This is a genomic window from Micromonospora zamorensis, assembly GCF_900090275.1.
Taxonomy (GTDB): domain Bacteria; phylum Actinomycetota; class Actinomycetes; order Mycobacteriales; family Micromonosporaceae; genus Micromonospora; species Micromonospora zamorensis.
Genome location: NZ_LT607755.1, coordinates 5,894,707 through 5,915,684, shown reverse-complemented (window position 1 = coordinate 5,915,684; position 20,978 = coordinate 5,894,707). Strand labels below are relative to the sequence as shown.

23 protein-coding genes are annotated in these 20,978 nt (G+C 72.9%); 17 read left to right on the top strand and 6 right to left on the bottom strand.

Annotated features, from left to right (window positions below; all coding sequences use genetic code 11):
- Positions 1-7: 7 nt before the first annotated feature.
- Both GA0070619_RS26455 and GA0070619_RS26450 read right to left on the bottom strand, forming a co-directional pair.
- Positions 8-370, bottom strand: coding sequence for a hypothetical protein (locus GA0070619_RS26455; protein WP_007466101.1), 363 nt, complete (start codon positions 368-370; stop codon positions 8-10).
- Between the two features lie 13 nt (positions 371-383).
- Entirely contained in the window at positions 384-698 is a 315-nt protein-coding gene (locus GA0070619_RS26450) for a hypothetical protein (protein WP_074315118.1), read from the bottom strand.
- A gap of 356 nt (positions 699-1,054) precedes the next feature.
- Here GA0070619_RS26450 and folP point away from each other — a divergent pair, with 356 nt between their 5' ends.
- The 7 genes from folP to GA0070619_RS26415 all read left to right on the top strand — a co-directional run bounded on the left by folP (position 1,055) and on the right by GA0070619_RS26415 (position 5,657).
- Positions 1,055-1,957, top strand: coding sequence for a dihydropteroate synthase (folP, locus tag GA0070619_RS26445; RefSeq protein WP_088950534.1), 903 nt, complete (start codon positions 1,055-1,057; stop codon positions 1,955-1,957).
- Complete coding sequence (folB, locus tag GA0070619_RS26440) at positions 1,954-2,322, top strand: dihydroneopterin aldolase (RefSeq protein ID WP_088950533.1); 369 nt, start codon at positions 1,954-1,956, stop codon at positions 2,320-2,322. Before folP ends, folB begins: the two co-directional genes overlap by 4 nt.
- The gene (gene folK / locus GA0070619_RS26435) at positions 2,319-2,846 is read left to right on the top strand and encodes a 2-amino-4-hydroxy-6-hydroxymethyldihydropteridine diphosphokinase (RefSeq protein WP_088950532.1); all 528 of its coding nucleotides are present in this window, start codon (positions 2,319-2,321) and stop codon (positions 2,844-2,846) included. The genes folB and folK overlap by 4 nt, the downstream gene beginning before the upstream one ends.
- Positions 2,847-2,865: 19 nt before the next feature.
- Entirely contained in the window at positions 2,866-3,405 is a 540-nt protein-coding gene (locus GA0070619_RS26430; protein WP_088950531.1) for a DUF3180 domain-containing protein, read from the top strand.
- A 118-nt stretch (positions 3,406-3,523) separates the two neighbouring features.
- Positions 3,524-4,738: an ABC transporter permease gene (locus GA0070619_RS26425; protein ID WP_088950530.1), complete on the top strand. Its 1,215-nt coding sequence runs from the start codon at positions 3,524-3,526 to the stop codon at positions 4,736-4,738.
- Positions 4,739-4,791: 53 nt separating this feature from the next.
- Entirely contained in the window at positions 4,792-5,100 is a 309-nt protein-coding gene (locus GA0070619_RS26420) for a hypothetical protein (RefSeq protein ID WP_088952069.1), read from the top strand.
- A 65-nt stretch (positions 5,101-5,165) separates the two neighbouring features.
- Positions 5,166-5,657, top strand: a complete 492-nt coding sequence (locus GA0070619_RS26415; RefSeq protein WP_088950529.1) for a hypothetical protein — start codon at positions 5,166-5,168, stop codon at positions 5,655-5,657.
- A 102-nt stretch (positions 5,658-5,759) separates the two neighbouring features.
- Here GA0070619_RS26415 and GA0070619_RS26410 read toward each other — a convergent pair whose 3' ends face one another.
- The gene (locus GA0070619_RS26410) at positions 5,760-6,764 is read right to left on the bottom strand and encodes an ABC transporter ATP-binding protein (protein WP_088950528.1); all 1,005 of its coding nucleotides are present in this window, start codon (positions 6,762-6,764) and stop codon (positions 5,760-5,762) included.
- Between the two features lie 2 nt (positions 6,765-6,766).
- Between GA0070619_RS26410 and GA0070619_RS26405 the strand changes: the two genes are divergently transcribed.
- From GA0070619_RS26405 to GA0070619_RS26390, 4 genes are all read left to right on the top strand, one after another.
- Positions 6,767-7,453, top strand: coding sequence for an ABC transporter permease (locus tag GA0070619_RS26405; protein WP_088950527.1), 687 nt, complete (start codon positions 6,767-6,769; stop codon positions 7,451-7,453).
- Entirely contained in the window at positions 7,450-8,190 is a 741-nt protein-coding gene (locus tag GA0070619_RS26400; RefSeq protein WP_088950526.1) for an ABC transporter permease, read from the top strand. The genes GA0070619_RS26405 and GA0070619_RS26400 overlap by 4 nt, the downstream gene beginning before the upstream one ends.
- A gap of 201 nt (positions 8,191-8,391) precedes the next feature.
- The gene (locus GA0070619_RS26395; RefSeq protein ID WP_088950525.1) at positions 8,392-9,396 is read left to right on the top strand and encodes a glycine betaine ABC transporter substrate-binding protein; all 1,005 of its coding nucleotides are present in this window, start codon (positions 8,392-8,394) and stop codon (positions 9,394-9,396) included.
- Positions 9,397-9,504: 108 nt separating this feature from the next.
- A complete protein-coding gene (locus GA0070619_RS26390; protein WP_197699572.1) occupies positions 9,505-11,136 on the top strand; it encodes a hypothetical protein in 1,632 nt (543 codons plus the stop codon).
- Positions 11,137-11,155: 19 nt separating this feature from the next.
- Here GA0070619_RS26390 and GA0070619_RS26385 read toward each other — a convergent pair whose 3' ends face one another.
- Both GA0070619_RS26385 and GA0070619_RS26380 read right to left on the bottom strand, forming a co-directional pair.
- Positions 11,156-12,343 carry an NADH-quinone oxidoreductase subunit D gene (locus GA0070619_RS26385; protein WP_172862124.1) on the bottom strand — a complete coding sequence of 396 codons (1,188 nt, stop codon included), beginning with the start codon at positions 12,341-12,343 and terminating at the stop codon, positions 11,156-11,158.
- Complete coding sequence (locus GA0070619_RS26380; RefSeq protein ID WP_088950523.1) at positions 12,340-13,494, bottom strand: SAM-dependent methyltransferase; 1,155 nt, start codon at positions 13,492-13,494, stop codon at positions 12,340-12,342. Before GA0070619_RS26380 ends, GA0070619_RS26385 begins: the two co-directional genes overlap by 4 nt.
- 253 nt (positions 13,495-13,747) lie before the next feature.
- Here GA0070619_RS26380 and GA0070619_RS26375 point away from each other — a divergent pair, with 253 nt between their 5' ends.
- The 6 genes from GA0070619_RS26375 to nadC all read left to right on the top strand — a co-directional run bounded on the left by GA0070619_RS26375 (position 13,748) and on the right by nadC (position 19,843).
- Positions 13,748-14,722 carry a Rossmann-like and DUF2520 domain-containing protein gene (locus GA0070619_RS26375; protein WP_088950522.1) on the top strand — a complete coding sequence of 325 codons (975 nt, stop codon included), beginning with the start codon at positions 13,748-13,750 and terminating at the stop codon, positions 14,720-14,722.
- A gap of 114 nt (positions 14,723-14,836) precedes the next feature.
- Complete coding sequence (panC, locus tag GA0070619_RS26370; RefSeq protein WP_088950521.1) at positions 14,837-15,685, top strand: pantoate--beta-alanine ligase; 849 nt, start codon at positions 14,837-14,839, stop codon at positions 15,683-15,685.
- A 41-nt stretch (positions 15,686-15,726) separates the two neighbouring features.
- Positions 15,727-16,155, top strand: coding sequence for an aspartate 1-decarboxylase (panD, locus tag GA0070619_RS26365; RefSeq protein ID WP_088950520.1), 429 nt, complete (start codon positions 15,727-15,729; stop codon positions 16,153-16,155).
- Positions 16,156-16,253: 98 nt separating this feature from the next.
- A complete protein-coding gene (locus GA0070619_RS26360; protein ID WP_088950519.1) occupies positions 16,254-17,147 on the top strand; it encodes a septum formation family protein in 894 nt (297 codons plus the stop codon).
- A gap of 108 nt (positions 17,148-17,255) precedes the next feature.
- The gene (locus GA0070619_RS26355) at positions 17,256-18,950 is read left to right on the top strand and encodes an L-aspartate oxidase (RefSeq protein WP_088950518.1); all 1,695 of its coding nucleotides are present in this window, start codon (positions 17,256-17,258) and stop codon (positions 18,948-18,950) included.
- Entirely contained in the window at positions 18,947-19,843 is an 897-nt protein-coding gene (nadC, locus tag GA0070619_RS26350; protein WP_088950517.1) for a carboxylating nicotinate-nucleotide diphosphorylase, read from the top strand. The genes GA0070619_RS26355 and nadC overlap by 4 nt, the downstream gene beginning before the upstream one ends.
- A 17-nt stretch (positions 19,844-19,860) precedes the next feature.
- Here nadC and GA0070619_RS26345 read toward each other — a convergent pair whose 3' ends face one another.
- Positions 19,861-20,952, bottom strand: coding sequence for a hypothetical protein (locus GA0070619_RS26345; RefSeq protein ID WP_141911562.1), 1,092 nt, complete (start codon positions 20,950-20,952; stop codon positions 19,861-19,863).
- Positions 20,953-20,978: the final 26 nt, after the last annotated feature.

Genomic DNA, 20,978 nt, shown 5'->3' with positions numbered 1-20,978 from the left:
CGCCCGGTCATGCCAGCTCCTCCCGAATCCTGATCCGGCTGCCGACCAGACGCGGATCGCGCTGCTCGATCGCCGGCTCCCGGGTGCGTCGCCAGTCGGTCAGCGCGGTGCGGATGACCACCCGCGCCGGCCGATCGGGGTCGACGTGCCGGAAGATGAACGACGTGGTCACGATGGCGAGCGCGATCTCCCAGGCCGGGAAGAGCTCGACCGTCAACGTGAACAGCCAGTGGATGAACATGTAGAGGGGGACCAGCAGCATGAAGAGCCCGTACTGGGCGTAGGGCAGGTGGACCGGAAGGGTGTAACCGGGCGGCCCGAGGTAGACCAGGCGGGCCCGGTAGATGTCGTCGTCGGTGCGCAGCCGCATCTGGTGAACGCGCCTATTCGAAGATCAGGTCGATCAGGTAATCGCCGACGAAGAAAAGTGTTGCCGCGCCAGCGATGAACGCGAGCCCGACGATGGCGATCGCGGAGCTGGTCAGCACCTTGGAGATCTCGCCCCGGCTGGCGCGACCGATGAAGATGACGCCCAGGACGGCGAGCAGGATCGGCGCGATCTTGCTGGCGAAGAAGGTGACGACACTGTTGGTGTCGATCCCCTTCGGTGCCGGCTCCGCGAGTGGAGTCGACGCCAGAGTGGAGAGCGCGTGGGCGACGCCCGAAGACGCCGTCTCCATGAGCTCGAAGGCGATCACTGGAACCTCCCCATAGCGCGGCCGGCGGTGCCGCGGCGGTGCAATGGACGAACCTGGCGGGAAATGTGCTCCACAGGGCGCAGCGTTCTTGACCCTGCGTTCGTTACTCACCACGGAGGGTGGCGAGGTTTGGGCGGTTTTCCCCCGCTTCGGCCCTCCCTCCAAGCTTCGCCATCTCGATGCTGGCCAATTCCAAAGCGTACGGGCCGCCCCGGATTGCGACAAGCCGCGAAGGGCCTGCCCGATGCTGCCCGAATGACCGATCGTACACCTGTTCTAACGAGCACGTCAGGGGTGGTGATGGGAGCCCGACCCGGGCCGGCGAACGCCGCTGCCGCGACCGGTACCGTCTAGTCGTGACCGATCTGGTGCGGGCTCCGGGCCCGGTGGTGATGGGCGTCCTCAACGTCACACCGGACTCCTTCTCCGACGGCGGACGGTACGCCGACCTCGAAGCGGCCGTCGGACACGGCGTCCGTCTGCGCGACGCTGGCGCGCACCTGGTCGACATCGGCGGCGAGTCGACCCGTCCGGGCGCCGAGCGGATCGACGCCGCGACCGAGGTCGACAGGGTCCTGCCGGTCATCCGCGAGCTGACCGCGGCGGGCGTCGCGGTCAGCATCGACACCAGCCGAGCGCGGGTGGCGGAAGCCGCCCTGGCCGCCGGTGCGGCGGTGGTCAACGACGTCTCCGGCGGGCTGGCCGACCCGGACATGGCCCGCGTGGTCCGCGACGCGCACTGCCCCTGGGTGCTGATGCACTGGCGGGGGCACTCCCGCACGATGCGCGAGCTGGCCACCTACACCGACGTGGTGGCCGACGTCCGAGCCGAGCTGGCCCAACGCATCGACGCGGCGCTCGCCGCCGGGGTGGCCGCCGACCGTCTCGTCGTCGACCCCGGCCTCGGCTTCGCCAAGACGGCCGCGCACAACTGGGAGCTCAGCGCCCGACTGCCGGAGCTGCTGGACCTCGGCTACCCGCTGCTCTTCGGGGCCAGCCGCAAGTCCTATCTCGGTGGGCTGCTGGCCGCCCCCGACGGCACCCCACGGCCGACCGCCGAGCGGGAGGCGGCCACAGTGGCCACCAGCGTGCTGGCGGTGGCCGCGGGCGCCTGGGGCGTACGCGTGCACGACGTGCGGGCCACCGCCGACGCGCTCGCCGTCTGGGCCGCGACCGGCAGCCCGCGCCTGGCCGGCGCGCACCACGACCGCCAGCAGGGCGCGCGCAGCCACCACCACCGGCAAGAGGTGCAACGATGACGACGGACCGGATCCAGCTGACCGGCCTGCGGGCCCACGGCCGGCACGGGGTGTACGACTTCGAGCGGGCGCAGGGGCAGGACTTCGTGGTCGACGCCGTCCTCGAACTGGACCTCGCCCCGGCCGCTGCCAGCGACGACGTCAGCGACACCGTCCACTACGGCGAGTTGGCCGAACGCCTGGTCGCCGTGGTGACCGGCGAGCCGGTCAACCTGATCGAGACCCTCGCGGACCGGCTCCTCGCGGTCTGCCTGGCCGACGAACGGGTCGGCGTCGCCACGATCACCGTGCACAAACCGGAGGCCCCGGTGCCGCACACCTTCAGCGACGTGGCCGTCACCATGACCCGGGCGCGTGCCCGGTGACCCGGGCGGTGCTGTCGCTCGGCAGCAACCTGGGCGACCGTCTGGAGCACCTGCGCACGGCTGTCGCCACGCTCGGCGACGCCGTGCTCGTGCTCTCCGGGGTGTACGAGACTCCACCGTGGGGCGACGCCGACCAGCCCGCGTACCTCAATGCGGTGCTGCTGGTCCAGGACGAGAGCGCGACCCCGCGCGACTGGCTGGAGCGGGCCCGCGACGCGGAGCGCGCGGCCGGTCGCGTGCGTGACCCACAGCGGCGGTTCGGGCCGCGCACCCTGGACGTGGACGTGATCGCAGTCTGGGGCGACGACGACGAGCCGGTGCTCAGCGACGACCCGGAGCTGACCCTGCCGCACCCACGGGCGCACCTGCGCGCCTTCGTGCTGCGACCGTGGATCGACATCCAGCCGTACGGTCGGCTGCCCGGTCACGGCTGGCTGACCGACCTGCTGACCACCGGCCCCGCTGCGGACGAGGCGCTGGAACTGCGTCCTCGGCCGGAGTTGGCGTTAGAGTCGACGGCATGACCGAGCGGAGCCGGCCGGCATGACGCAGGCGAAGTCCCCACCACCGGGCGGGTCGGGCCCGGACCGGTCCAGGATGGGTCCCACCCGGATCTCGACCCTGGTCGTGGCCGCCCTGGCCGCCGCGGCGGTGGCCTGGCTGCTGATCAGCACTCTCTACTACAGCGGCATCCCCCGGCTGCCCTGGCTGCCGGTGGTGACGCTGGCCGGGCTCGCCGTGCTCGAGGCGTACGCCGCGATCAACACCCGGGGCCGGATCGAGCGCAAGCCCGGCCGGGAGCCGGTCAACCCGCTGATGGTCGCCCGTTTCGTGGTGCTGGCCAAGGCATCGGCGCTGGCCGCGGCCATCTTCGCGGGGTTCTACGCGGGGCTCACCGGCTGGCTCTTCGTGGAGACCACCCGCGCCGCCCTCGACGACCGTCCGGCGGCGGCCGGGGGCCTGCTCGCCTCGCTGGCTCTGGTCGGTGCCGCGTTGTGGCTGGAGCGCTCCTGCCGGGTGCCGGAACGCCCCGACGACGAGCGCGAGCAGGACCCACGGGAGAGCCGCCCCGGCCAGCGCTGAGCAGGGGGTTACGCCCGGCTGCGGGCGCGGGTACGGTGCCTGCGATCGGGGAGCAAGGGCCGCCCCCTGTTCGTCCGCGCGCCGGACCGGGGACGGCCGGCCACTGGGGAGGCGGCGTATGGGGTACGAAGAAGCTGGCCGGGACCGGTCGGCGGAACCCTCGTCGGGGGTGCCCGCCGCCGTTCTGGAGAACGTCTTCGACGACCCCACCCACGGAGAGCCCGGCCGGGATCGGATCGGCGTGCACCTGGGCTGGGAGTTCCTGCTGCTGGCCGGGCTGGCGGCGCTGGGCTGGCTGCTCTGGCAGGAAGACTCGGCCGCCCTGCGCGGCGACAACCTGCGGACGCTGCTGGTCGCCGCGGTCGGGCTGGGGCTGCTCGCCCTGGCTGCCGGGCTGAGCCTGCGGACGGCGGCACCGAACCTGGCCGTCGGGCCGATCGCGCTCGCCGCCGCCCTGCACTACGCCGAGCAGGGCGATCGGGGCCTGCCGGCGTCGGTCGGCCCGGCCGTGGGCGTCGCCGCGCTGGGTGGGCTGGCGCTGGCGCTGGTCGTGGTGGTGCTGCACGTGCCCGGTTGGGCTGCCAGCCTGGCCGGCGCTGCCGGTGTGGTGGTGTACATCGAACGTCGGTCGGCGCCCGTGCTGGTGCAGGGCGACTACGACCCGGGGCGCAACGCCGGGTATCTCATCGCCGGTTTCGCCGCGGTGGCCATCCTCGGCGGGTTGTTCGGCGCCACCCGGGCTGTTCGCCGGCTGGCCGGCCGGTACCGGCCGATCGCCGATCCGGCCCGTCGGCGGGGCACGTTGGCCGCAGTGGTCACCGCTGTCGCGTTGGTCGGTTCCAGCGTGCTGGCCGCCCTCGCCGGCGTGCTGTTCGCCGCCAACGGCCTCGAAGCGGTCGCGCCCACCTCGGGCCTGGACTGGACGGTGCTGGCGGTGGGGGTGGCCATGCTCGCGGGCACCAGCGCGTACGGCCGTCGGGGCGGGGTGTTCGGCACGGTGCTGGCGGTCGGCGTGGTCGCCCTCTTCCAGACGTACGCGCCGGAGCGTGGCTGGACGTTGAGCAACTGGGCGGTCGGCGGGGTGGCGCTCGGCGTCGGCCTGCTGGTCACCAGGCTGGTCGAGACGTTCGGACGGCCCCGACCGGGCAGCACCGACCGGCCCGAGCCGGTCGGCGACGGCACGATCAGCACGGGTTGGACCATGCCCCAGTCCCGGCCGGTCGACAACTGGCCCCCGACGCTGCCGACTCCCGCCGCGCCCCAACCGGCCGACCCGTGGCGGGATCCGCGCTGGGAGGACAGCCCACGCCGGTGGGACACCGACGAGCGGTGAGCCGCGTCGCGTCCGCCGGGCCGGGGCTGATCTCGACCGTTAGGCTCGGCGACATGACCGACACACCTGCCGCCGCCCCCGGCGGAACCTCGTTCGAGGAACTCGACGCGTTGTCCACCGAGGAGCTGCGGGAGCGGGCGTTCGCCCTGGCCCGGGAGCGTCGCGACGTCAAGTTCTACTGGTCGGTGCTGCGGCACCTGCCGAACGCGGACGAGGCCACCGTGCTGGACGGCGCACCGAACTCGATCGGCCCGACGATCGACGAGGCCAACGCGCTGTGGCGGGAACTGACCGGTCACGGTTATGAGGAGTCCGCGCCACTGCTGCGGGCCGCCTTCATCGACTACCTGATGAAGCACTGAGCCGCTCGGGGCAGCCCAGGTCCGCCCGAACGACCGGTTCGGGGCCTGGGCGGATCACGTCGCTCATGCACCGATCCGGCCCGGTCGGGCGCTACGGCACGGCGGCCGGCACCGGTGCTCTCGCCGTGTTGCTGCTGGTCGGCATCTGTGGCAGCCCGGCCTTCACCAGCTGGGCCGGTACGCAGACCGACCCGGACTCGGCCGCCGCCTTCTACGTGCGCCTCCTCGCGTGGCCGGCCTGGCGGCTCGACGCGGACGGGCAGGCCGGCGGGTTGTTCGCCGCTGACGTACGGGCTGTGCTGCTGGTGATTCTCGCGGTGGGCCTGCTCTACCTGTTGCCCGCCGCCCAGGTCGCCCGGGTGCCCGGCTCGGTCAGCCAGTTCTTCTCGGGCTGGGCCGCGTACGTGTTGGCTGGCGGGCTCGCCGCCGTGCTCGCGGCGCTGCTCGGCCCGAACCCGTCGATGCTGGGCGCTCTGCAGGATGCCAGCACGGGCGCCGGCTACGGCTTCCTGACCGGGTGGATCATCGGCACCGCCAGCCTCGGCGGGCGCGCCTGAGCCGGTCGGCGCGGTCGCCCGGACGGCCGGCGGCCACCTGGACGTGACCGCCTCCGGCAGCGGGACCGGGCCGCCGACTGCGGCAGCCCGGTCGTCGTCAGTTCAGTTTGCCGGGCGGCCGAGGTCGAGCAGCCGCTGTCGGCTGAGCGTGCCCACCGGTCGGCCGCCGTCGGTCACCACGAGTTGGTCCCGTCCCGAGGTGAGCAGCACGGCCAGCGCGTCGTACGCGGAGCCGTCCAGCGCAACGGTCGGCAGGTCCGCCGCGGCGTCCCCGGGTACGGGTTCGAGCGACTCCCGGTCCAGTGGAGTGACCGCCAGCCGGCGGATGCCCCGGTCGGCGCCGACGAACTCACGCACGAACGGGGTGGCGGGTGCGCCGAGCAACGCGGCAGGCGTGTCGTACTGCTCCAGATGCCCGCCCTCGGAGAGCACCGCGATCCGGTCGCCGAGCCGGACGGCCTCGTCGAGGTCGTGGGTGACCAGCACGATCGTCTTGCGGACCTCGGCCTGGAGGCGGAGGAACTCCTCCTGGAGGCGCGCCCGCACGATCGGGTCGACGGCCGAGAACGGCTCGTCCATCAGCAGCACCACCGGGTCGGCGGCGAGTGCCCGCGCCACCCCGACCCGCTGCCGCTGGCCGCCGGACAGCTCGTGCGGGTAGCGACCGCCGAACTCGGCCGGGTCCAGCCCGACGAGGTCGAGCAACTCGTCGACCCGTGCCCGGGTCTGGTCCTTGGGCCATCGCAGCAGGCCCGGCACTGTGGCCACGTTGGCCCGGACCGTCTGGTGTGGAAAGAGGCCGACGTTCTGGATCACGTAACCGATTCGGCGGCGCAGTCGGACCGGGTCGACGTCGGTGACGTCCTCGTCGCCCAGCAGGATCCGGCCGGCGGTCGGCTCGATCAGGCGATTGATCATGCGCAGCACTGTCGACTTGCCGCAGCCGGACGGGCCGATCAGCACCACCAGCTCGCCGGCCCGGACGTCCAGGCTGAGGTCCCGGACGGCCTCGGTGCCGTTCGGGTAGCGCTTCTGGATGCCCTGTAGGCGGATCGGCGCCGCGCGAGGGGATTCGGCCACGTCGGCGGCCTCCGGGGTAACGTCCACGTATGTCCTTCCGCCTGAGCTACCGGGCCGACCCGGGTAACCCCTGGTTCTCCTGGCAGTACGTGCGGGACAACTCTGACACGATCCTCGCCGCGGTGCGCGAACACGCCTCCCTCACCGGGCGAGCGGTGCTGTTCGCGGTGTTGATCGCCCTGCCGTTGTCCGTTCTGGCGTACTGGTTCCGCCCGCTCGCCGGCCCGATCCTCGCCGTCAGCGGGGTCGTCTACACCATCCCGTCGCTGGCACTCTTCGCGTTCATCGCCCCCTACCTGGGCACCGGGACGACCACGGTGCTGGTCGGGCTGGTCCTCTACGCGTTGCTGCTGATCGTGCGCAATGTGGTGGCCGGGCTCAACCAGGTGCCTCCGGAGGTCGGCGAGGCCGCCGAGGGCATGGGCTACGGCCGGTGGGGGCGGCTGTTCCGGATCGATCTGCCGTTGGCGCTGCCGGGCATCGTCACCGGCGTACGGTTGGCGACCGTCTCGACCGTGGCGTTGGTCACAGTCGGGGTGCTGGTCGGGCACGGCGGTCTCGGGCAGTTGATCTTTGCGGGTTTCCAGAACAACCTCTACAAGGCTGAGATCATGACCGCCGCGCTGCTCTGCGTGGCGCTCGCAGTCGCGCTCGACCTGCTGCTCGTCCTGGTCGCCCGGCTGGTGACCCCCTGGTCCGCCCGGAGGGCACGGTGAGCGTCGCGGACAACCCGATCGGCCAGGCGATCGTCTGGATCAACGACCCACTCAACTGGACCAACCCCGGCGGCATGCTGGACCGCCTCGGTGAGCACCTGACGATCTCGGCGATGGCGGTGGCGCTCGGCTGCCTGGTGGCCTGGCCGGTCGGGCTCTGGCTGGGGCACCTCGGCCGGGGCGGTGGCCTTGTGGTGCTGGTGTCCAACGCCACCCTGGCCATCCCCACTCTGGCGCTGTTGACCATCCTGCCGGTGGTCTTCGCCAGCGGCTTCGGGCGTACGCCGGTCGTGGTGGCGTTGGCCGTCTTCGCCGTGCCACCGCTGCTGGCCAACGCGTACACCGGGGTGCGGCAGGTGGACCCGGAGGCCCGCGACGCGGCCCGGGGGATGGGCCTGTCCGGCGGGCAGCTGCTGCGCCGGGTCGAGTTGCCGCTCGCGGTGCCCTACCTGGCGGCCGGTTTCCGGACCGCGGCGGTCCAGGTGATCGCGACCGCGGCGCTGGCCTCGTTCGTCAACGGCGGTGGCCTTGGCCAGATCATCCGCACCGGGTTCGGCCTGGGTGTCGCGGTCGGCGGGGGTCAGATCGTCGCCGGCGGTGTGCTGGTGGCCGGGCTCGCGCTTCTGGCCGAGGTGGTCCTCGGCGGCGTCGAACGACTGGTCACCCCCCGGCCACTGCGGCGCGGCCGGCAGCGCCTCGGACGGCCCCGGCCCGCCGACGCCACCGGGAACGCCTGACCCGTCCGGGTGAGCCCTGCGTCGAGCCGACGACCCGCATCCATCCGATCGGTGACGATGCGGTGACGAAGTCCACCTCAGGTTGTCGGTCGGTTCCGGAGCATGTTGGGTGGATATTCGCGGGCGACCGACAGTCAGGATCGCCCGTCGGACACGCGGCCGGCCCGGAACGGGCCGCGCCGGGACACGGAAGGCGGGCACATGCGCGCAGGTTCACGTCTGGCGATCGGCGCTGTCGGCGTCGTCGCCGGGGCAGCACTCCTCACCGGATGCGGTGGCGCCGGCTCGTCCGGCACCGACGCACCCCAGACGAGCGCCTCCGGCGCCGGGTGCGCCCCGGTCGCCGGTCAGCAGCTCATCGCTCTGCAGGACGACAAGAAGCTCCAGAACTCCGACAACGTCATTCCCGCGGTCAACAGCAAGGCGGCCAACCCGCAGCTGATCGCCGCACTGGACAAGGTCTCCACCGCGCTCGACACCCCGAAGCTGATCCAGCTCAACAAGGCCGTCAACGAGGACCGCAAGACCCCCAAGGTGGCGGCCGAGGAGTTCGCCAGCGCGAACAACCTCACCGCGGGCATCGCCAAGGGCCCGGGCGGCGACATCACGGTGGGTGCCGGCAACTTTGCCGAGAGTCAGATCCTGGGCGAGCTGTACCGGATCGCGCTCACCGCCGCGGGCTACCAGGTCAAGGTGCAGCAGATCGGCAACCGTGAGCTGTACGCGCCGGCGCTGGAGAAGGGCGAGATCCAGGTCGTCCCGGAGTACGCGGCGACCATGGCCGAGTTCCTCAACACCAAGGCCAACGGCGCCAACGCCCAGCCGATCTCGTCGCCCGACATCAACACGACGGTGACCGCGCTGAAGACCGAGGGCGACAAGGCCGGCCTCACCTTCGGCACCCCGGCGGCCGCTCAGGACCAGAACGCCTTCGCGGTGACCCAGGCCTTCGCCGACAAGTACGGCGTTCGGACCCTGTCCGAGTTGGCCGCGAAGTGCTCGGGCAGCGCGACCGTGCTGGGCGGCCCGCCGGAGTGCGAGCAGCGTCCGTTCTGCAAGCCGGGTCTGGAGAAGACCTACGGGCTGTCGGTGGGCAAGTTCTCCTCGCTGGACCAGGGCGGACCGCTGACCAAGAGCGGCCTGCGTGACGGTTCGATCAGCGTGGGCCTGATCTTCTCCTCGGACGGCGCCTTCGCCACGAGCTGACCTCTCCCCCAGGCGCTGAGGACGCCCCCGCCCCGACCCGGGCGGGGGCGTCCGCGCGTCCGGGGACCCCGTTCCCTCCGGCGAATCTCCTCGGTAGGCTGCACATCCATGCCAGCCCCGGCCACCTCTGAAGCCCGACGTCAACCGCCGCTGTTGACCATGCTCTTCTGGGCGGGCGTCGCTCTGGCGCCGGTGGCGGCGCTGATCCTGCTGGTCGCCGACGGCAACGGCCCGCTGCGCTTCGCCGCGGTGCTCGCGATCCTCGCGGTGGTGCTGATCGGTCTCTCCATCGCGTTGCGTCCCGACGCGGAGGGCGCCTCGGCACGAGCCGACGAGCTGCTGGACGAGATCGAGGAACTCCGCCGGGAGTTGCGCGCCGAGATCGTGGCCGCCGCGCAACGCGGCAACCAGGCACTCGACCAGGCGCAACGGGCCCAGGAGGGGATCGTCGCGGTCCGCCGCCGTCTCGACGCCAGCGGTGCCGCCCTCGCCGGCGCCGCCCCCGCCGCCGAGCCGGCCGGCGCCGGGCGGGCGCGGGTGCCAGCCGTCGAGCCACCCGTGGACGACGTGCCGGTGGCCCGCAGCCGGGTCCAGGCACCGGGTGACGCGTCTGCGGGCCGCGCGCGGGTCGCGGGCCCGGCCGACGCGCCCCGGCGGGCTCGCTCCGAGCACAGGCAGGACGACGAGCCGGCGTACCCACGGGAGGCCGCCACGCCGCCGGCCGCCTCCGGGATGTACGGCGCGGAACGGCCGGCCGCCGCCGCGTACGGCTCAGCCCGCCCCCGGGAGCACGACCGCCCCGAACCGGGGCACCGGCCGGGCGTGGTCCGGCACACCGAAACCGTGCACGTCACCACCAGGCACACGGTGGTGGATGGCGGGCCGGCCGAGCCGGCTGGGCGCTACGGCGGTGGATACGCGGGCCAGTGGACCCCGCCAGCGCAGGAGTGGACCGATCCGCGCGACGCGTACGCCCAGCCCGACGAGCCCAGCCCGGCGGCGCGGTCGCACCGCACACCGGAGAGGCCCGACGCGCCCTCCTGGGACGACCCGGACGATCGTGGCTGGTCCGAGCAGCGCGACCGGGCGGGTGCCGCACCGCAGCCCGGGCCACCTCTGCGAGCCGACGACACCGGCGAGTACTGGTCGCAGTTGCGGGCCGGCGACCGGTGGGCCGCCGTCCGCGACGACGAGAACGGCCGTGAGCTGCGGGTCGGCGAGCGCCGGGCCGAGGTGCACGCCGACGCCACCGGCACCGAATACCGGGTGGCCGACCGCTGGGCCGAGGTCCGCCACGAGGAACCGCGCCGCCATGACGAGCCGCGCCGGCACGAGGAGCCGCGCCGTTACGACGAGCCGCGTCATCACGAGGAGCCGCGCCGCTACGAGGAGCCGCTCCGCTATGACGAGCCGCGCCGGCACGAGGAGCCGCGCCGGCACGAGGATGCGCACCGCTATGACGAGCCGCGCCGGCACGAGGATGCGCACCGCTATGACGAGCCGCGCCGGCACGAGGAGCGCGAGTCGTACCACCGGGCCGAGCCGACGGACCGGCCAGCGCTGCCGACGGGTGGCGTCCCGGTGCCGGACGAGTGGCGTCCACCGCGCCAGCGCGGCCACCAGGCCGAACCCGCCCCGGAACGGGCCGGTCGACGCCGGGTCGACGAGCGCTACGGCTACCCGCCGCAGGACGACGTACCGCGTGCCGGTGGCACCCCGCCCGGCGACCGCTGGCGCTGACCCGGTCAGGCCGCCCGGCTCACTTGTCGATGTCGCCGACCACGAAGAACATCGAGCCGAGGATCGCGATCAGATCCGGCACCAGGCAGCCGGGGAGCAGGGTCGCCAGCGCCTGCACGTTCGCGTACGAGGCGGTGCGCAACTTCAACCGCCACGGCGTCTTCTCACCCCGGGACACCAGGTAGTAGCCATTGATGCCGAGCGGGTTCTCCGTCCAGGCGTACGTGTGCCCCTCCGGCGCCTTGAGCACCTTCGGTAGCCGGGTGTTGATCGGCCCGGTCAGCTGGTCAACCCGGTTCAGGCACTGCTCGGCTAGGTCAAGCGACGCGTACACCTGGTCCAGCAGCACCTCGAAGCGAGCGTGGCAGTCGCCGGCGGTGCGGGTGACCACCGGCACGTCCAACTCGTCGTACGCCAGGTAGGGGTCGTCGCGGCGCAGGTCCAGGTCGAGCCCGGAGGCGCGGGCCACCGGCCCGGACGCCCCGAACGCGGCGGCGTCGGCGGCGGACAGCACGCCCACACCCACCGTCCGGGCCAGGAAGATCTCGTTGCGCCGGATCAGGTGGTCCAGGTCGGGCAGCCGCCGACGTACCTCACCGATCGCCGCGCGGGCCCGACCGGTCCAGCCGTACGGCACCTCTTCCTTGAGGCCGCCCACCCGGTTGAACATGTAGTGGATCCGGCCGCCGGAGACCTCCTCCATCACCGCCTGGATCGTCTCCCGCTCCCGGAAGGCGTAGAAGATCGGCGTGATCGCCCCGATCTCCAAAGGGTACGAACCGAGGAACATCAGGTGGTTGAGCACCCGGTTCAGCTCCGCGAGGGCCATCCGCAGCCAGGTGGCCCGCTCCGGCACCTCCATGCCCATCAGGCGTTCCACAGCGAGCACCACACCCAGCTCGTTGGAGAACGCCGAGAGCCAGTCGTGCCGGTTGGCCAGCACGATGATCTGCCGGTAGTCACGCACCTCGAACAGCTTCTCAGCGCCCCGGTGCATGTAACCGATGATCGGTTCGCAGGCGACCACCCGCTCGCCGTCGAGCACCAGCTTCAGCCGCAACACGCCGTGCGTGGACGGGTGCTGCGGGCCGATGTTCAACACCATGTCGGTGCCGAGCTGCTGGTCGCCGGTGCCGGCGACCAGCCCGGCCCCGGTGCCGACGGTCAGTTCGCGAAGGTCCCCGGCGTCGGTGGTCATGCCCGTCATCGTGCCACGGCCGGCTCGTGCGGGATGCCGACCGGTTGGCGCAGCCACCAGTGCCCGCCGAGCCCGGCCGGATCGGTCAGCTCGGCCACCGCCGACGCCACCGCCAACGCCCGCACATACCCCGCCGGGTCGGTGCCGGCCAGGCTGAGCGGCGGTCGGCCGCCGTCGGCCCCGAGCGCCCGCAGCGCCTCCCGCTGGAGGACCAGGGAGTACGCGCACCGGGCGACCTCAGAACCAGCGGAGGCGACCGAGTCCATGGCCACGTGCGCTGTCACATCACTCGACCCGTCCGGCACCGGAGGCACCTGCCGCCCACCCCGATACCCGGTCAACGTCCCGTCGACAGGCCGGTCGCCGCTCAGGTGCCCGTAGTCCACGGCCACCGCGAGCCCTCGGCTGATCTGTCGTACCGCGTTGGCCCACGCTTCATCTCTGCTGCGGCCGATTTCTGCGCGGAAACCCGACTCGCTTGGGCCCGTGGGCCACCACTTGCTGAGCCAGTCGAGATCGGCGGGGCTCACCCGCTCGCCGATCTCTTCCACGCCGCTCTCGGGGTCAACCAGCACGTACCGCCAGCCGTCGGCGGTGTGCACCGCCACGTCGAGTGGGACGTTGTCCAACCACTCGGTTGCCAGCAACACCCCGTTGATCTCGGCGGGGATCTCAGAGGTCCAGGCGATCTCTTCGGGCAGGTTCTCCGGGCGGCTCGCGTACTCGACCGCTGTGAAGCGCACGCGTTCCGCAAGCGACGGTCGAGCCGTGCCGGACGACGGCTCGTCCCGTAAGGAACGGGCGGAGGCCGTGGGAGTCAGGGTTTCCGGGGAGCCCGCCCGCGCAGGGATCAAGCCTGACCGCCCGGAGCGGGTGGGCTCCCCGGAAACCCCCACCGCGGGCCCGGCGGCGTCTCCCACAGTCAGCAGCAGAGTGCGGAGCAGTTCCCCGCGCCCAGCCCCCACGTCGACCACATCGAGCCGGGACGGGTGGCCGAGACCAGCGTCGACGTCGTAGATCAGCCGCAGCAGCGCCGTGGCGAAGGCGGGGGAGGTGTGCACGCTGGTCCGGAAGTGGTCGGCCGGTCCGGTGCCGGCGACGAAAAAGCCGTTCGGACCGTAGAGGGCTCGGCTCATCGCGTCCCGCCACCGGATCGGCATCAGATCACCTCTGGTTCAGCCTGCGTCACGGTGCCGACCCTACGGTCAGTGGTTACGACATGGACCGAACACCCCGGAGGCCCCAAACGGTGGCATTCCGCCTGTTAGTAGGGGTCTCCTGTGCAATCGGATGGGTCGGCGGGGGACCCTTGTTTCGCTGGTGAAGGTTTTCACACATGCTTGTCCTGGTTCGGCGGGGCGGGCGCATACTTGCGATCGACCGGTACCCCTTCTCGAGGACTGGATCATCGCCATGAGCGCACCGCTGCGTCCGCGTCCGGCAGCCCCGCACGGGCCCGCCGCATCGCGGGATCGCGCCGTTCCCGGCGCCCCTGCCGCCCCCCGTCTGCTGACCGTCGGTGTCATCGGTGCCGGCCGCGTCGGAGCCGTGCTGGGCGCCGCACTCACCGCCGCCGGGCATCGGGTGGTCGCCGTCGCCGGCGGCTCCAGCGCCAGCCGCGCCCGGTTGGCGCTGCTGCTGCCCGAGGTGCCGCGCCGCCCGGTCGCCGCCGTGGCCCACGCCGCCGCCGACCTGCTGCTGATCGCGGTGCCCGACGATGCCCTGGCCGGTGTGGTGGCCGACCTCGCCGACCGGGGCGCGCTGCGCCCCGGCCAGGTGGTCGCGCACACCTCCGGCGCGCACGGCCTCGCCGTGCTGGCGCCGGCCGCCGAGGTCGGTGCCCGGCCGCTGGCCCTGCACCCCGCGATGACCTTCACCGGTACGCCGGACGACCTGACCCGGCTGGCCGGCATCTCGTACGGGGTGACCGCCCCGGCCGAGCTGCGTCCACTGGCCGCCCGGCTGGTCGCCGACCTGGGCGGCGTGCCCGAGTGGGTGGCCGAGTCGGACCGCCCGCTGTACCACGCCGCGCTGGCCCACGGCGCGAACCACCTGGTGACCCTGGTGAACGAGGCGGCCGACCGGCTGCGCGACGCCGGGGTGGACCGGCCGGAGAAGGTGCTGGCCCCGCTGCTGCGCGCCGCCCTGGAGAACGCCCTGCGGCTCGGCGACGACGCCCTGACCGGCCCGGTCTCCCGGGGCGACGCGGGCACCGTTGCGCGGCACCTGGCCCGGTTGGCCTCCACCGCGCCGGAATCCGTCCCCGCGTACCTGGCGTTGGCCCGACGTACCGCCGACCGGGCGATCGCCGCCGGCCGGCTCCAGCCGGTGGACGCGCAGTCGCTGCTCGGCGTGCTGGCCGACAACGGTAGGGAGGTGGCCGCGTGAGCGCGAGGAGTGAGCCGATCTTGCGAGCCCCGCAGTCGCGAACCGAGGTGTGGCTGTGAGCGCGAGGAGTGAGCCGATCTTGCGAGCCCCGCAGTCGCGAACCGAGGTGCAGCGATGACGCAACTCGTACACACGCGCGCCGAGTTGGCCGAGGCTCGGGCCGCGCTGAAGGGCACGGTCGGGGTGGTGATGACCATGGGCGCGCTGCACTCCGGGCACGAGACGTTGCTGCGCGCGGCCCGGGAACAGGCCGACCACGTGCTGGTGACGATCTTCGTGAACCCGTTGCAGTTCGGGCCGAACGAGGACTTCGACCGCTACCCGCGCACCCTCGACGCGGACCTGGAGGTGTGCCGCCGGGCGGGCGCCGACCTGGTCTTCGCCCCGTCGGTCGCCGACATGTATCCGGACGGCCAGCCCCGCGTACGCCTCGACCCGGGCCCGCTCGGCGCGGAGCTGGAGGGCGCGAGTCGTCCCGGCTTCTTCCACGGCGTACTCACCGTGGTGTTGAAGCTGCTCCAGCTCACCCGGCCGGACCTGGCGTTCTTCGGCGAGAAGGACTACCAGCAACTGACCCTGGTCCGGCGGATGACCCGGGACCTGGACGTGCCGGTCGAGGTGGTCGGCGTGCCGACCGTCCGGGAGTCGGACGGGTTGGCGTTGTCGAGCCGCAACCGCTACCTGAGCGAGTCGGAGCGGGCCGCAGCGCTGAGCCTGTCCGCCGCGCTGCGGGCCGGTGCGCGGGCCGCCGACGACGGCCGCGACGCGGGGGCGGTGCTGACCGCCGCGCACGCCGCGTTCGGAGCCGGTACGCCCGGCGCCCGCCTCGACTACCTGGTGCTCACCGACCCAGAGCTGGAGCCGGGGCCGGTTTCCGGGCCGGCCCGGCTGGTGATCGCCGCCTGGGTGGGCGCCACCCGGTTGATCGACAACGCGGCCATCCGCCTCGCCCCGCGTCCCTGACCCGGCCGCCACCCTCCACCAATCCGCGAAAGGCCACCCCGATGTTCCGGACCATGCTCAAGTCGAAGATCCACCGAGCCACCGTGACCCAGGCCGACCTGCACTACGTCGGTTCCGTGACGGTGGACGAGGATCTGCTCGACGCCGCCGACCTGCTCCCCGGCGAGCAGGTGGCGATCGTGGACATCACCAACGGTGCCCGACTGGAGACGTACGTGATCCCGGGCGAGCGGGGTAGCGGCGTGATCGGCATCAACGGTGCGGCCGCGCACCTGGTGCACCCCGGTGACCTGGTCATCCTGATCTCGTACGGGCAGATGGACGACGCCGAGGCCCGGTCGTACCGGCCACGGGTGGTGCACGTGGACGCCGACAACCGGGTGATCGAGTTGGGTGCGGACCCGGCCGGCGTGGCACCCGGCATGGCCGGTGACCCGGTGCCCAGCCCGTTGGCGGTGTCCGCCGTCTGACTCCGAGCGGCCCGATTCCGCTCTGTCACCAGAAGGTCATTTGCGGTTACCCTGGGCGCGCTGGCGTAAGCCGGCGGGTGGCTGGGGGAGGCCGCTATATGCGCAGTGCCATGACGACCCTGTTCGCCGCTGCCGTGACGGCAACGTTGCTGGTCGGCTGTGCCGGCTCCGGCGGCCTGGATGGTGATCTGACCGACGACTGGGCGGCCCTGCCGCCACCGGCGGCGTTCACCCCGGCCGCCGGTGTGTGTCAGGCCGCCGATTTCACCGACGTGGTCACCCTCGCTGCCTATGAGCCGGTGGACTGCGCCGGCCCGCACCGGGTGGAGACCGTGCACGTGGGGGCGTTCCCCGTCGAGCGGGCGAGTGCCCCGGCAGGTGGCTCGGCCGAGCTGCGGGGCGCGTTCGCCGAGTGCGACACCCGCGCGACCGGTTACGTGGGCGACGAATGGCGGGTTGGTCGGCTCCGGCTGTCCGTGGCGTTGCCCTCCGGGCCGGGCTGGGCGGCTGGCTCCCGCTGGTTCCGGTGCGATCTGACGGAGCTGACCACCGTGGAGGCGGCGCCCACCGTGGTCGTCCGGTCGGGCAGCCTGCGGGACACGTTGAAGGGGGCCTCGGGGCTGCGGCTGGGTTGCCAGCAGACCGGCCGCACCGCCAGCCGGGTGCAGACCCTGGCGCCGGTGGAGTGCGGCAAGCAGCACGACGCCGAGTTCGTCGGGGTGTGGCGCGCGCCGGACACGGCGTACCCGACCAGGGACAGCGACTGGTCCCCGCTGTACGACGGCTGTCGCAGCGTCCTCGGCCGGTACGTGGGCGTGCCGGACGACGCCGACCTGAGCTTCCGCAGCGGCGTGGTGGTCCGTCCGCCGGGTGCGGGGCGTTGGCGGGTCGGTGACCGGGGCGTCCGCTGCTACCTGTGGCTCAGCGACCGTACGGTGACCGCCTCGCTGAAGGGCGCGGGCCCGGCCGGCCTTCCGGTCCGGACGAAGTGACCGCAGGGCCCCGGCTGACGCGCCGCGGACGGCGCCGGACGGGGTAGCCGAAAACACTCGTCCCGCCCCCGCCGCCCCGAGCGAGGACCGTTCGGGTTGACTGGGAGGATGGACGTTCCGACCGTCGACCTGCCGGCCCTGCCCGCGTTACTGGCCGCGCCCGCGCCCGGCTGGGTCGAGACCACCGATGTGATCGTGGTGGGCTCCGGGGTGGCCGGCCTGACCGCGGCGTTGCACCTGCGTGAGGCGGGTCTGCACGTCACGGTGGTCACCAAGGTCAACATCGATGACGGCTCGACTAGGTGGGCGCAGGGCGGCATCGCCGCCGTGCTCGACCCGACGGACACCCCGGCGGCCCATGCCCGGGACACCGAGATCGCGGGAGTCGGTCTCTGCGACCCGGCGGCGGTCGGGGTGCTGGTCGACGAGGGCCCGACCCGGCTGCGGGAACTGATCCGGATCGGCGCCGAGTTCGATCGCCACCCCGACGGCTCGCTGATGCTGACCCGTGAGGGCGGCCACCGGGCGGACCGGATCGTGCACGCGGGCGGGGACGCCACCGGCGCCGAGGTGCAGCGGGCCCTGCACGCCGCCGTGCAGCGCGACCCGTGGATCCGGCTGTTCGAGCACGCCCTGGTGCTGGACCTGCTGCGAGCCCCGGGCGACGGCCCGGACGGGCTCGGCCCGGCCTGCGGGATCACCCTGCACGTGCTCGGCGAGGGCAGCGAGGACGGCGTCGGCGCGCTGCTGGCCCGCGCGGTGGTGCTCGCCACCGGCGGCATGGGGCAGATCTTCTCGGCCACCACCAACCCGGCGGTCTCCACCGGGGACGGGGTGGCGCTGGCGCTGCGGGCCGGCGCGGCGGTGACCGACGTGGAGTTCGTCCAGTTCCACCCGACCGCGCTGATCACCCCGCCCGGCGCGGGGGTGCCCGGTGCCGGGCACGCGCAGCAGCCGCTGGTCTCCGAGGCGCTGCGTGGCGAGGGCGCGTACCTGGTGGACGCGGACGGCAAGCGGTTCATGGTGGGTCAGCACGAGCTGGCCGAGCTGGCCCCCCGGGACGTGGTGGCCAAGGGCATCCACCGGGTGCTGCTGGCCTCCGGGGCGGACCACGTCTTCCTCGACGCGCGGCACCTGGGCGGGGACTTCCTGGCCGGGCGGTTCCCCACCATCGTGGCCTCCTGCCTGGCGATCGGCGTGGACCCGGCGACCGACCTGATCCCGGTGGCGCCGGCCGCCCACTACGCCTCCGGAGGTGTCCGCACCGACCTGCGTGGCCGCACCTCCATCCCGGGCCTGTACGCGTGCGGCGAGGTGGCCTGCACGGGTGTGCACGGCGCGAACCGGCTGGCCAGCAACTCGCTGCTGGAGGGTCTGGTCTTCTCCCGGCGGATCGCCGAGGACATCGCGGCCGGCCTGCCCGAGCAGGTTCAGCCGGCCGACACAGGCGCCTGGCGTGGTGGTGCGGGCTGGGTGCTGCCCGCGGAGGTGACGCCCACCCTGCAACGGGCGATGACCCGGGGGGCCGGGGTGCTCCGGTCTGCGGCGACGCTGGCGGAGACAGCCGCGACGCTGACCGAGCTGGGCGTGGCCCGGGGCCGGCCGCGGACCGCCGACTGGGAGGCGACGAACCTGCTCACAGTGGCGTCGACGCTGGTCGCCGCCGCGTACGCCCGTGGTGAGACCCGGGGCTGCCACTGGCGGCAGGACTTCCCGACGGCCGACGAGCGGTGGCTGGGCCACCTGGTCGGGTCGGTCGGAGCGCAGGGCCGGGTGACGCAACAGTGGGAGGGAAACTCGTGATCGAGTCGACGGAGACGGCGTTGCGGGCGGCTGGGTTGGACCCGGCGCACGTACGACAGGTGATCGAGGGTGCGCTGGTCGAGGACCTGGGCCCGGATTTCCTGGACGTCACCAGCGTGGCCACCATCCCGGCGGAGCAGACCGACACCGCCGACCTGGTGGCCCGCGCGGACGGGGTGTTGGCCGGGATGGCCGTGGCCGCCGCCGTGTTCGAGCTGGTGGGCGAGGTGACGGGCTTCGGTCGTACCGTCGAGGTGTCGGTGCTGGCCCGCGACGGCGAGCGGGTGGCCCGCGGCGACGTGCTGGCCACGGTGACCGGCCCGACCCGGCTGCTGCTCACGGCCGAGCGGACGGCACTCAACCTGCTCTGCCGGATGTCCGGGGTGGCCACCCACACCCGCGCCTGGGCCGACGCCCTGGCCGGCACGAAGGCGATGGTGCTGGACACCCGCAAGACGACGCCGGGCCTGCGGGCGCTGGAGAAGTATGCGGTGCGCGCCGGCGGGGGCACCAACAAGCGGATGGGCCTCTACGACGTGGCCATGATCAAGGACAACCACAAGCTGGCGGCCGGGGGCATCACGGCGGCGTACCGGCGGGTCCGGGAGGCTTTCCCGGAGGTGCCGGTGCAGGTCGAGGTGACCACCGTTGACGAGGCGGTGGAAGCGGTGGAGGCCGGGGCGGACTTCCTGCTCTGCGACAACATGACGCCCGAGCTGCTGGCCGAGGCGGTGGCCGCGGTGGGTGACCGGGCCGAGCTTGAGGCGACCGGTGGGCTGACCCTGGAGGTCGCGGGCCGCTACGCGGCGACCGGCGTCGACTTCCTCTCGGTGGGCGCGTTGACCCACTCCTCGCCGATCCTGGACATCGCGCTGGACCTGCGGACCGAGTAGCGGCGCGCGTCGGCGTCTCAGACGGTGGTCAACGAACTGGTGGTGAGGTTGAAGATCACCCGGTTCTCGGTGTCCTGTCTGCCGTCCAGGCCGTACTTGGCCCGGAACAGCTCCAGCACCCGGTTGTAGATCTCGGGCGGCAGCTCGTCGGCCTCTCCAATGGCGAAGATCTCGCCGGCCGCCTCGGGCCGCTGCAGCACGACGGTCAGCCCGGCCAGGCCGTGCCGGGCCACGTTGCGCACCAGGTCGGTGCCGGCGATGTACCACTCACCGTCGGAGCGGACGTAGAGCGCGTCGCAGGTTTCCAGGTCACGACCGGCTTGGCGCAGGCAGAGCCGCAGCGTGAGGCAGGCCGCCAGGTCCTCCAGTGGGGCGGTGTCCCACAGCTCGGCGAACCGGTCGTCGACGAACTCGCCCAGCGGGGTCGACACGAACGCCTCGATCTGCTGGGTGTCGAAGGTGCTGCCCTGCACGGGGAAGAACGAGATGAACGCCTTGCCGTCCCAGCGGTACATCTGCACGGAGGGCGCGGCGCTGTAGACCCGGACCTGGAGCCGGGCGCGGGCCGACTCGGGCAGTTCCTCGCTGAGCCGCGCGAAGTGCCACAGGTTGTTGAGGATGGCGACCGAGGCGTCCCGCCGGCGCACCTCCTCGCCGCGCAGCCGGACCGCCGGTGAGTCCGGGTCGAGGAGGAGCACCTTGACGGCGGCGCCGTTGACGAGCGCGGAGCGCAGCGCGGCCACGAAACGGGCAGCGTACGGGCCCTCCAGCATGCTGGTCCAGGTTTCCAGGATGGCCACGATCTCCCGGGACTGGGCGACCCGTTCGATCAGGGCGTCCCGGTCCAGTCGGGGGTGTTCGATGATGCTGACCGTCTGGAGTTCGCGGAAGAGCGGGTTGAGCACCACGTAGGTCAGCAGCGTCATGATCAGAGCGGCGCCGATGTTGAGGTAGAGGTCGCCGGTGAAGCTGCCGCTCTCCCGAATGGATGCCCGCCACGCCTGCACGATCATCCAGATCGCGCCGCCGGCCAAGGCGACCAGCACCAGCACGTGTCGTCGACGTCGGCGCAGGGTGTTACGACCCCGCACCCACCACGTCCCCGACATGTCGCTCCCCGTCCGGCCGCGCCGTG

What these genes read in the sequence shown, in the direction of transcription:
- GA0070619_RS26455 (WP_007466101.1), bottom strand. Translation starts at nt 370, where the DNA reads ATGCGGCTGCGCACCGACGACGACATCTACCGGGCCCGCCTGGTCTAC.
- folB (WP_088950533.1), top strand. Translation starts at nt 1,954, where the DNA reads ATGACGACGGACCGGATCCAGCTGACCGGCCTGCGGGCCCACGGCCGG.
- GA0070619_RS26430 (WP_088950531.1), top strand. Translation starts at nt 2,866, where the DNA reads ATGACGCAGGCGAAGTCCCCACCACCGGGCGGGTCGGGCCCGGACCGG.
- GA0070619_RS26425 (WP_088950530.1), top strand. Translation starts at nt 3,524, where the DNA reads ATGGGGTACGAAGAAGCTGGCCGGGACCGGTCGGCGGAACCCTCGTCG.
- GA0070619_RS26420 (WP_088952069.1), top strand. Translation starts at nt 4,792, where the DNA reads ATGACCGACACACCTGCCGCCGCCCCCGGCGGAACCTCGTTCGAGGAA.
- GA0070619_RS26415 (WP_088950529.1), top strand. Translation starts at nt 5,166, where the DNA reads ATGCACCGATCCGGCCCGGTCGGGCGCTACGGCACGGCGGCCGGCACC.
- GA0070619_RS26405 (WP_088950527.1), top strand. Translation starts at nt 6,767, where the DNA reads ATGTCCTTCCGCCTGAGCTACCGGGCCGACCCGGGTAACCCCTGGTTC.
- GA0070619_RS26395 (WP_088950525.1), top strand. Translation starts at nt 8,392, where the DNA reads ATGCGCGCAGGTTCACGTCTGGCGATCGGCGCTGTCGGCGTCGTCGCC.
- GA0070619_RS26390 (WP_197699572.1), top strand. Translation starts at nt 9,505, where the DNA reads ATGCCAGCCCCGGCCACCTCTGAAGCCCGACGTCAACCGCCGCTGTTG.
- GA0070619_RS26385 (WP_172862124.1), bottom strand. Translation starts at nt 12,343, where the DNA reads ATGACGGGCATGACCACCGACGCCGGGGACCTTCGCGAACTGACCGTC.
- GA0070619_RS26380 (WP_088950523.1), bottom strand. Translation starts at nt 13,494, where the DNA reads ATGCCGATCCGGTGGCGGGACGCGATGAGCCGAGCCCTCTACGGTCCG.
- GA0070619_RS26375 (WP_088950522.1), top strand. Translation starts at nt 13,748, where the DNA reads ATGAGCGCACCGCTGCGTCCGCGTCCGGCAGCCCCGCACGGGCCCGCC.
- panC (WP_088950521.1), top strand. Translation starts at nt 14,837, where the DNA reads ATGACGCAACTCGTACACACGCGCGCCGAGTTGGCCGAGGCTCGGGCC.
- panD (WP_088950520.1), top strand. Translation starts at nt 15,727, where the DNA reads ATGTTCCGGACCATGCTCAAGTCGAAGATCCACCGAGCCACCGTGACC.
- GA0070619_RS26360 (WP_088950519.1), top strand. Translation starts at nt 16,254, where the DNA reads ATGCGCAGTGCCATGACGACCCTGTTCGCCGCTGCCGTGACGGCAACG.
- GA0070619_RS26355 (WP_088950518.1), top strand. Translation starts at nt 17,256, where the DNA reads ATGGACGTTCCGACCGTCGACCTGCCGGCCCTGCCCGCGTTACTGGCC.
- GA0070619_RS26345 (WP_141911562.1), bottom strand. Translation starts at nt 20,952, where the DNA reads ATGTCGGGGACGTGGTGGGTGCGGGGTCGTAACACCCTGCGCCGACGT.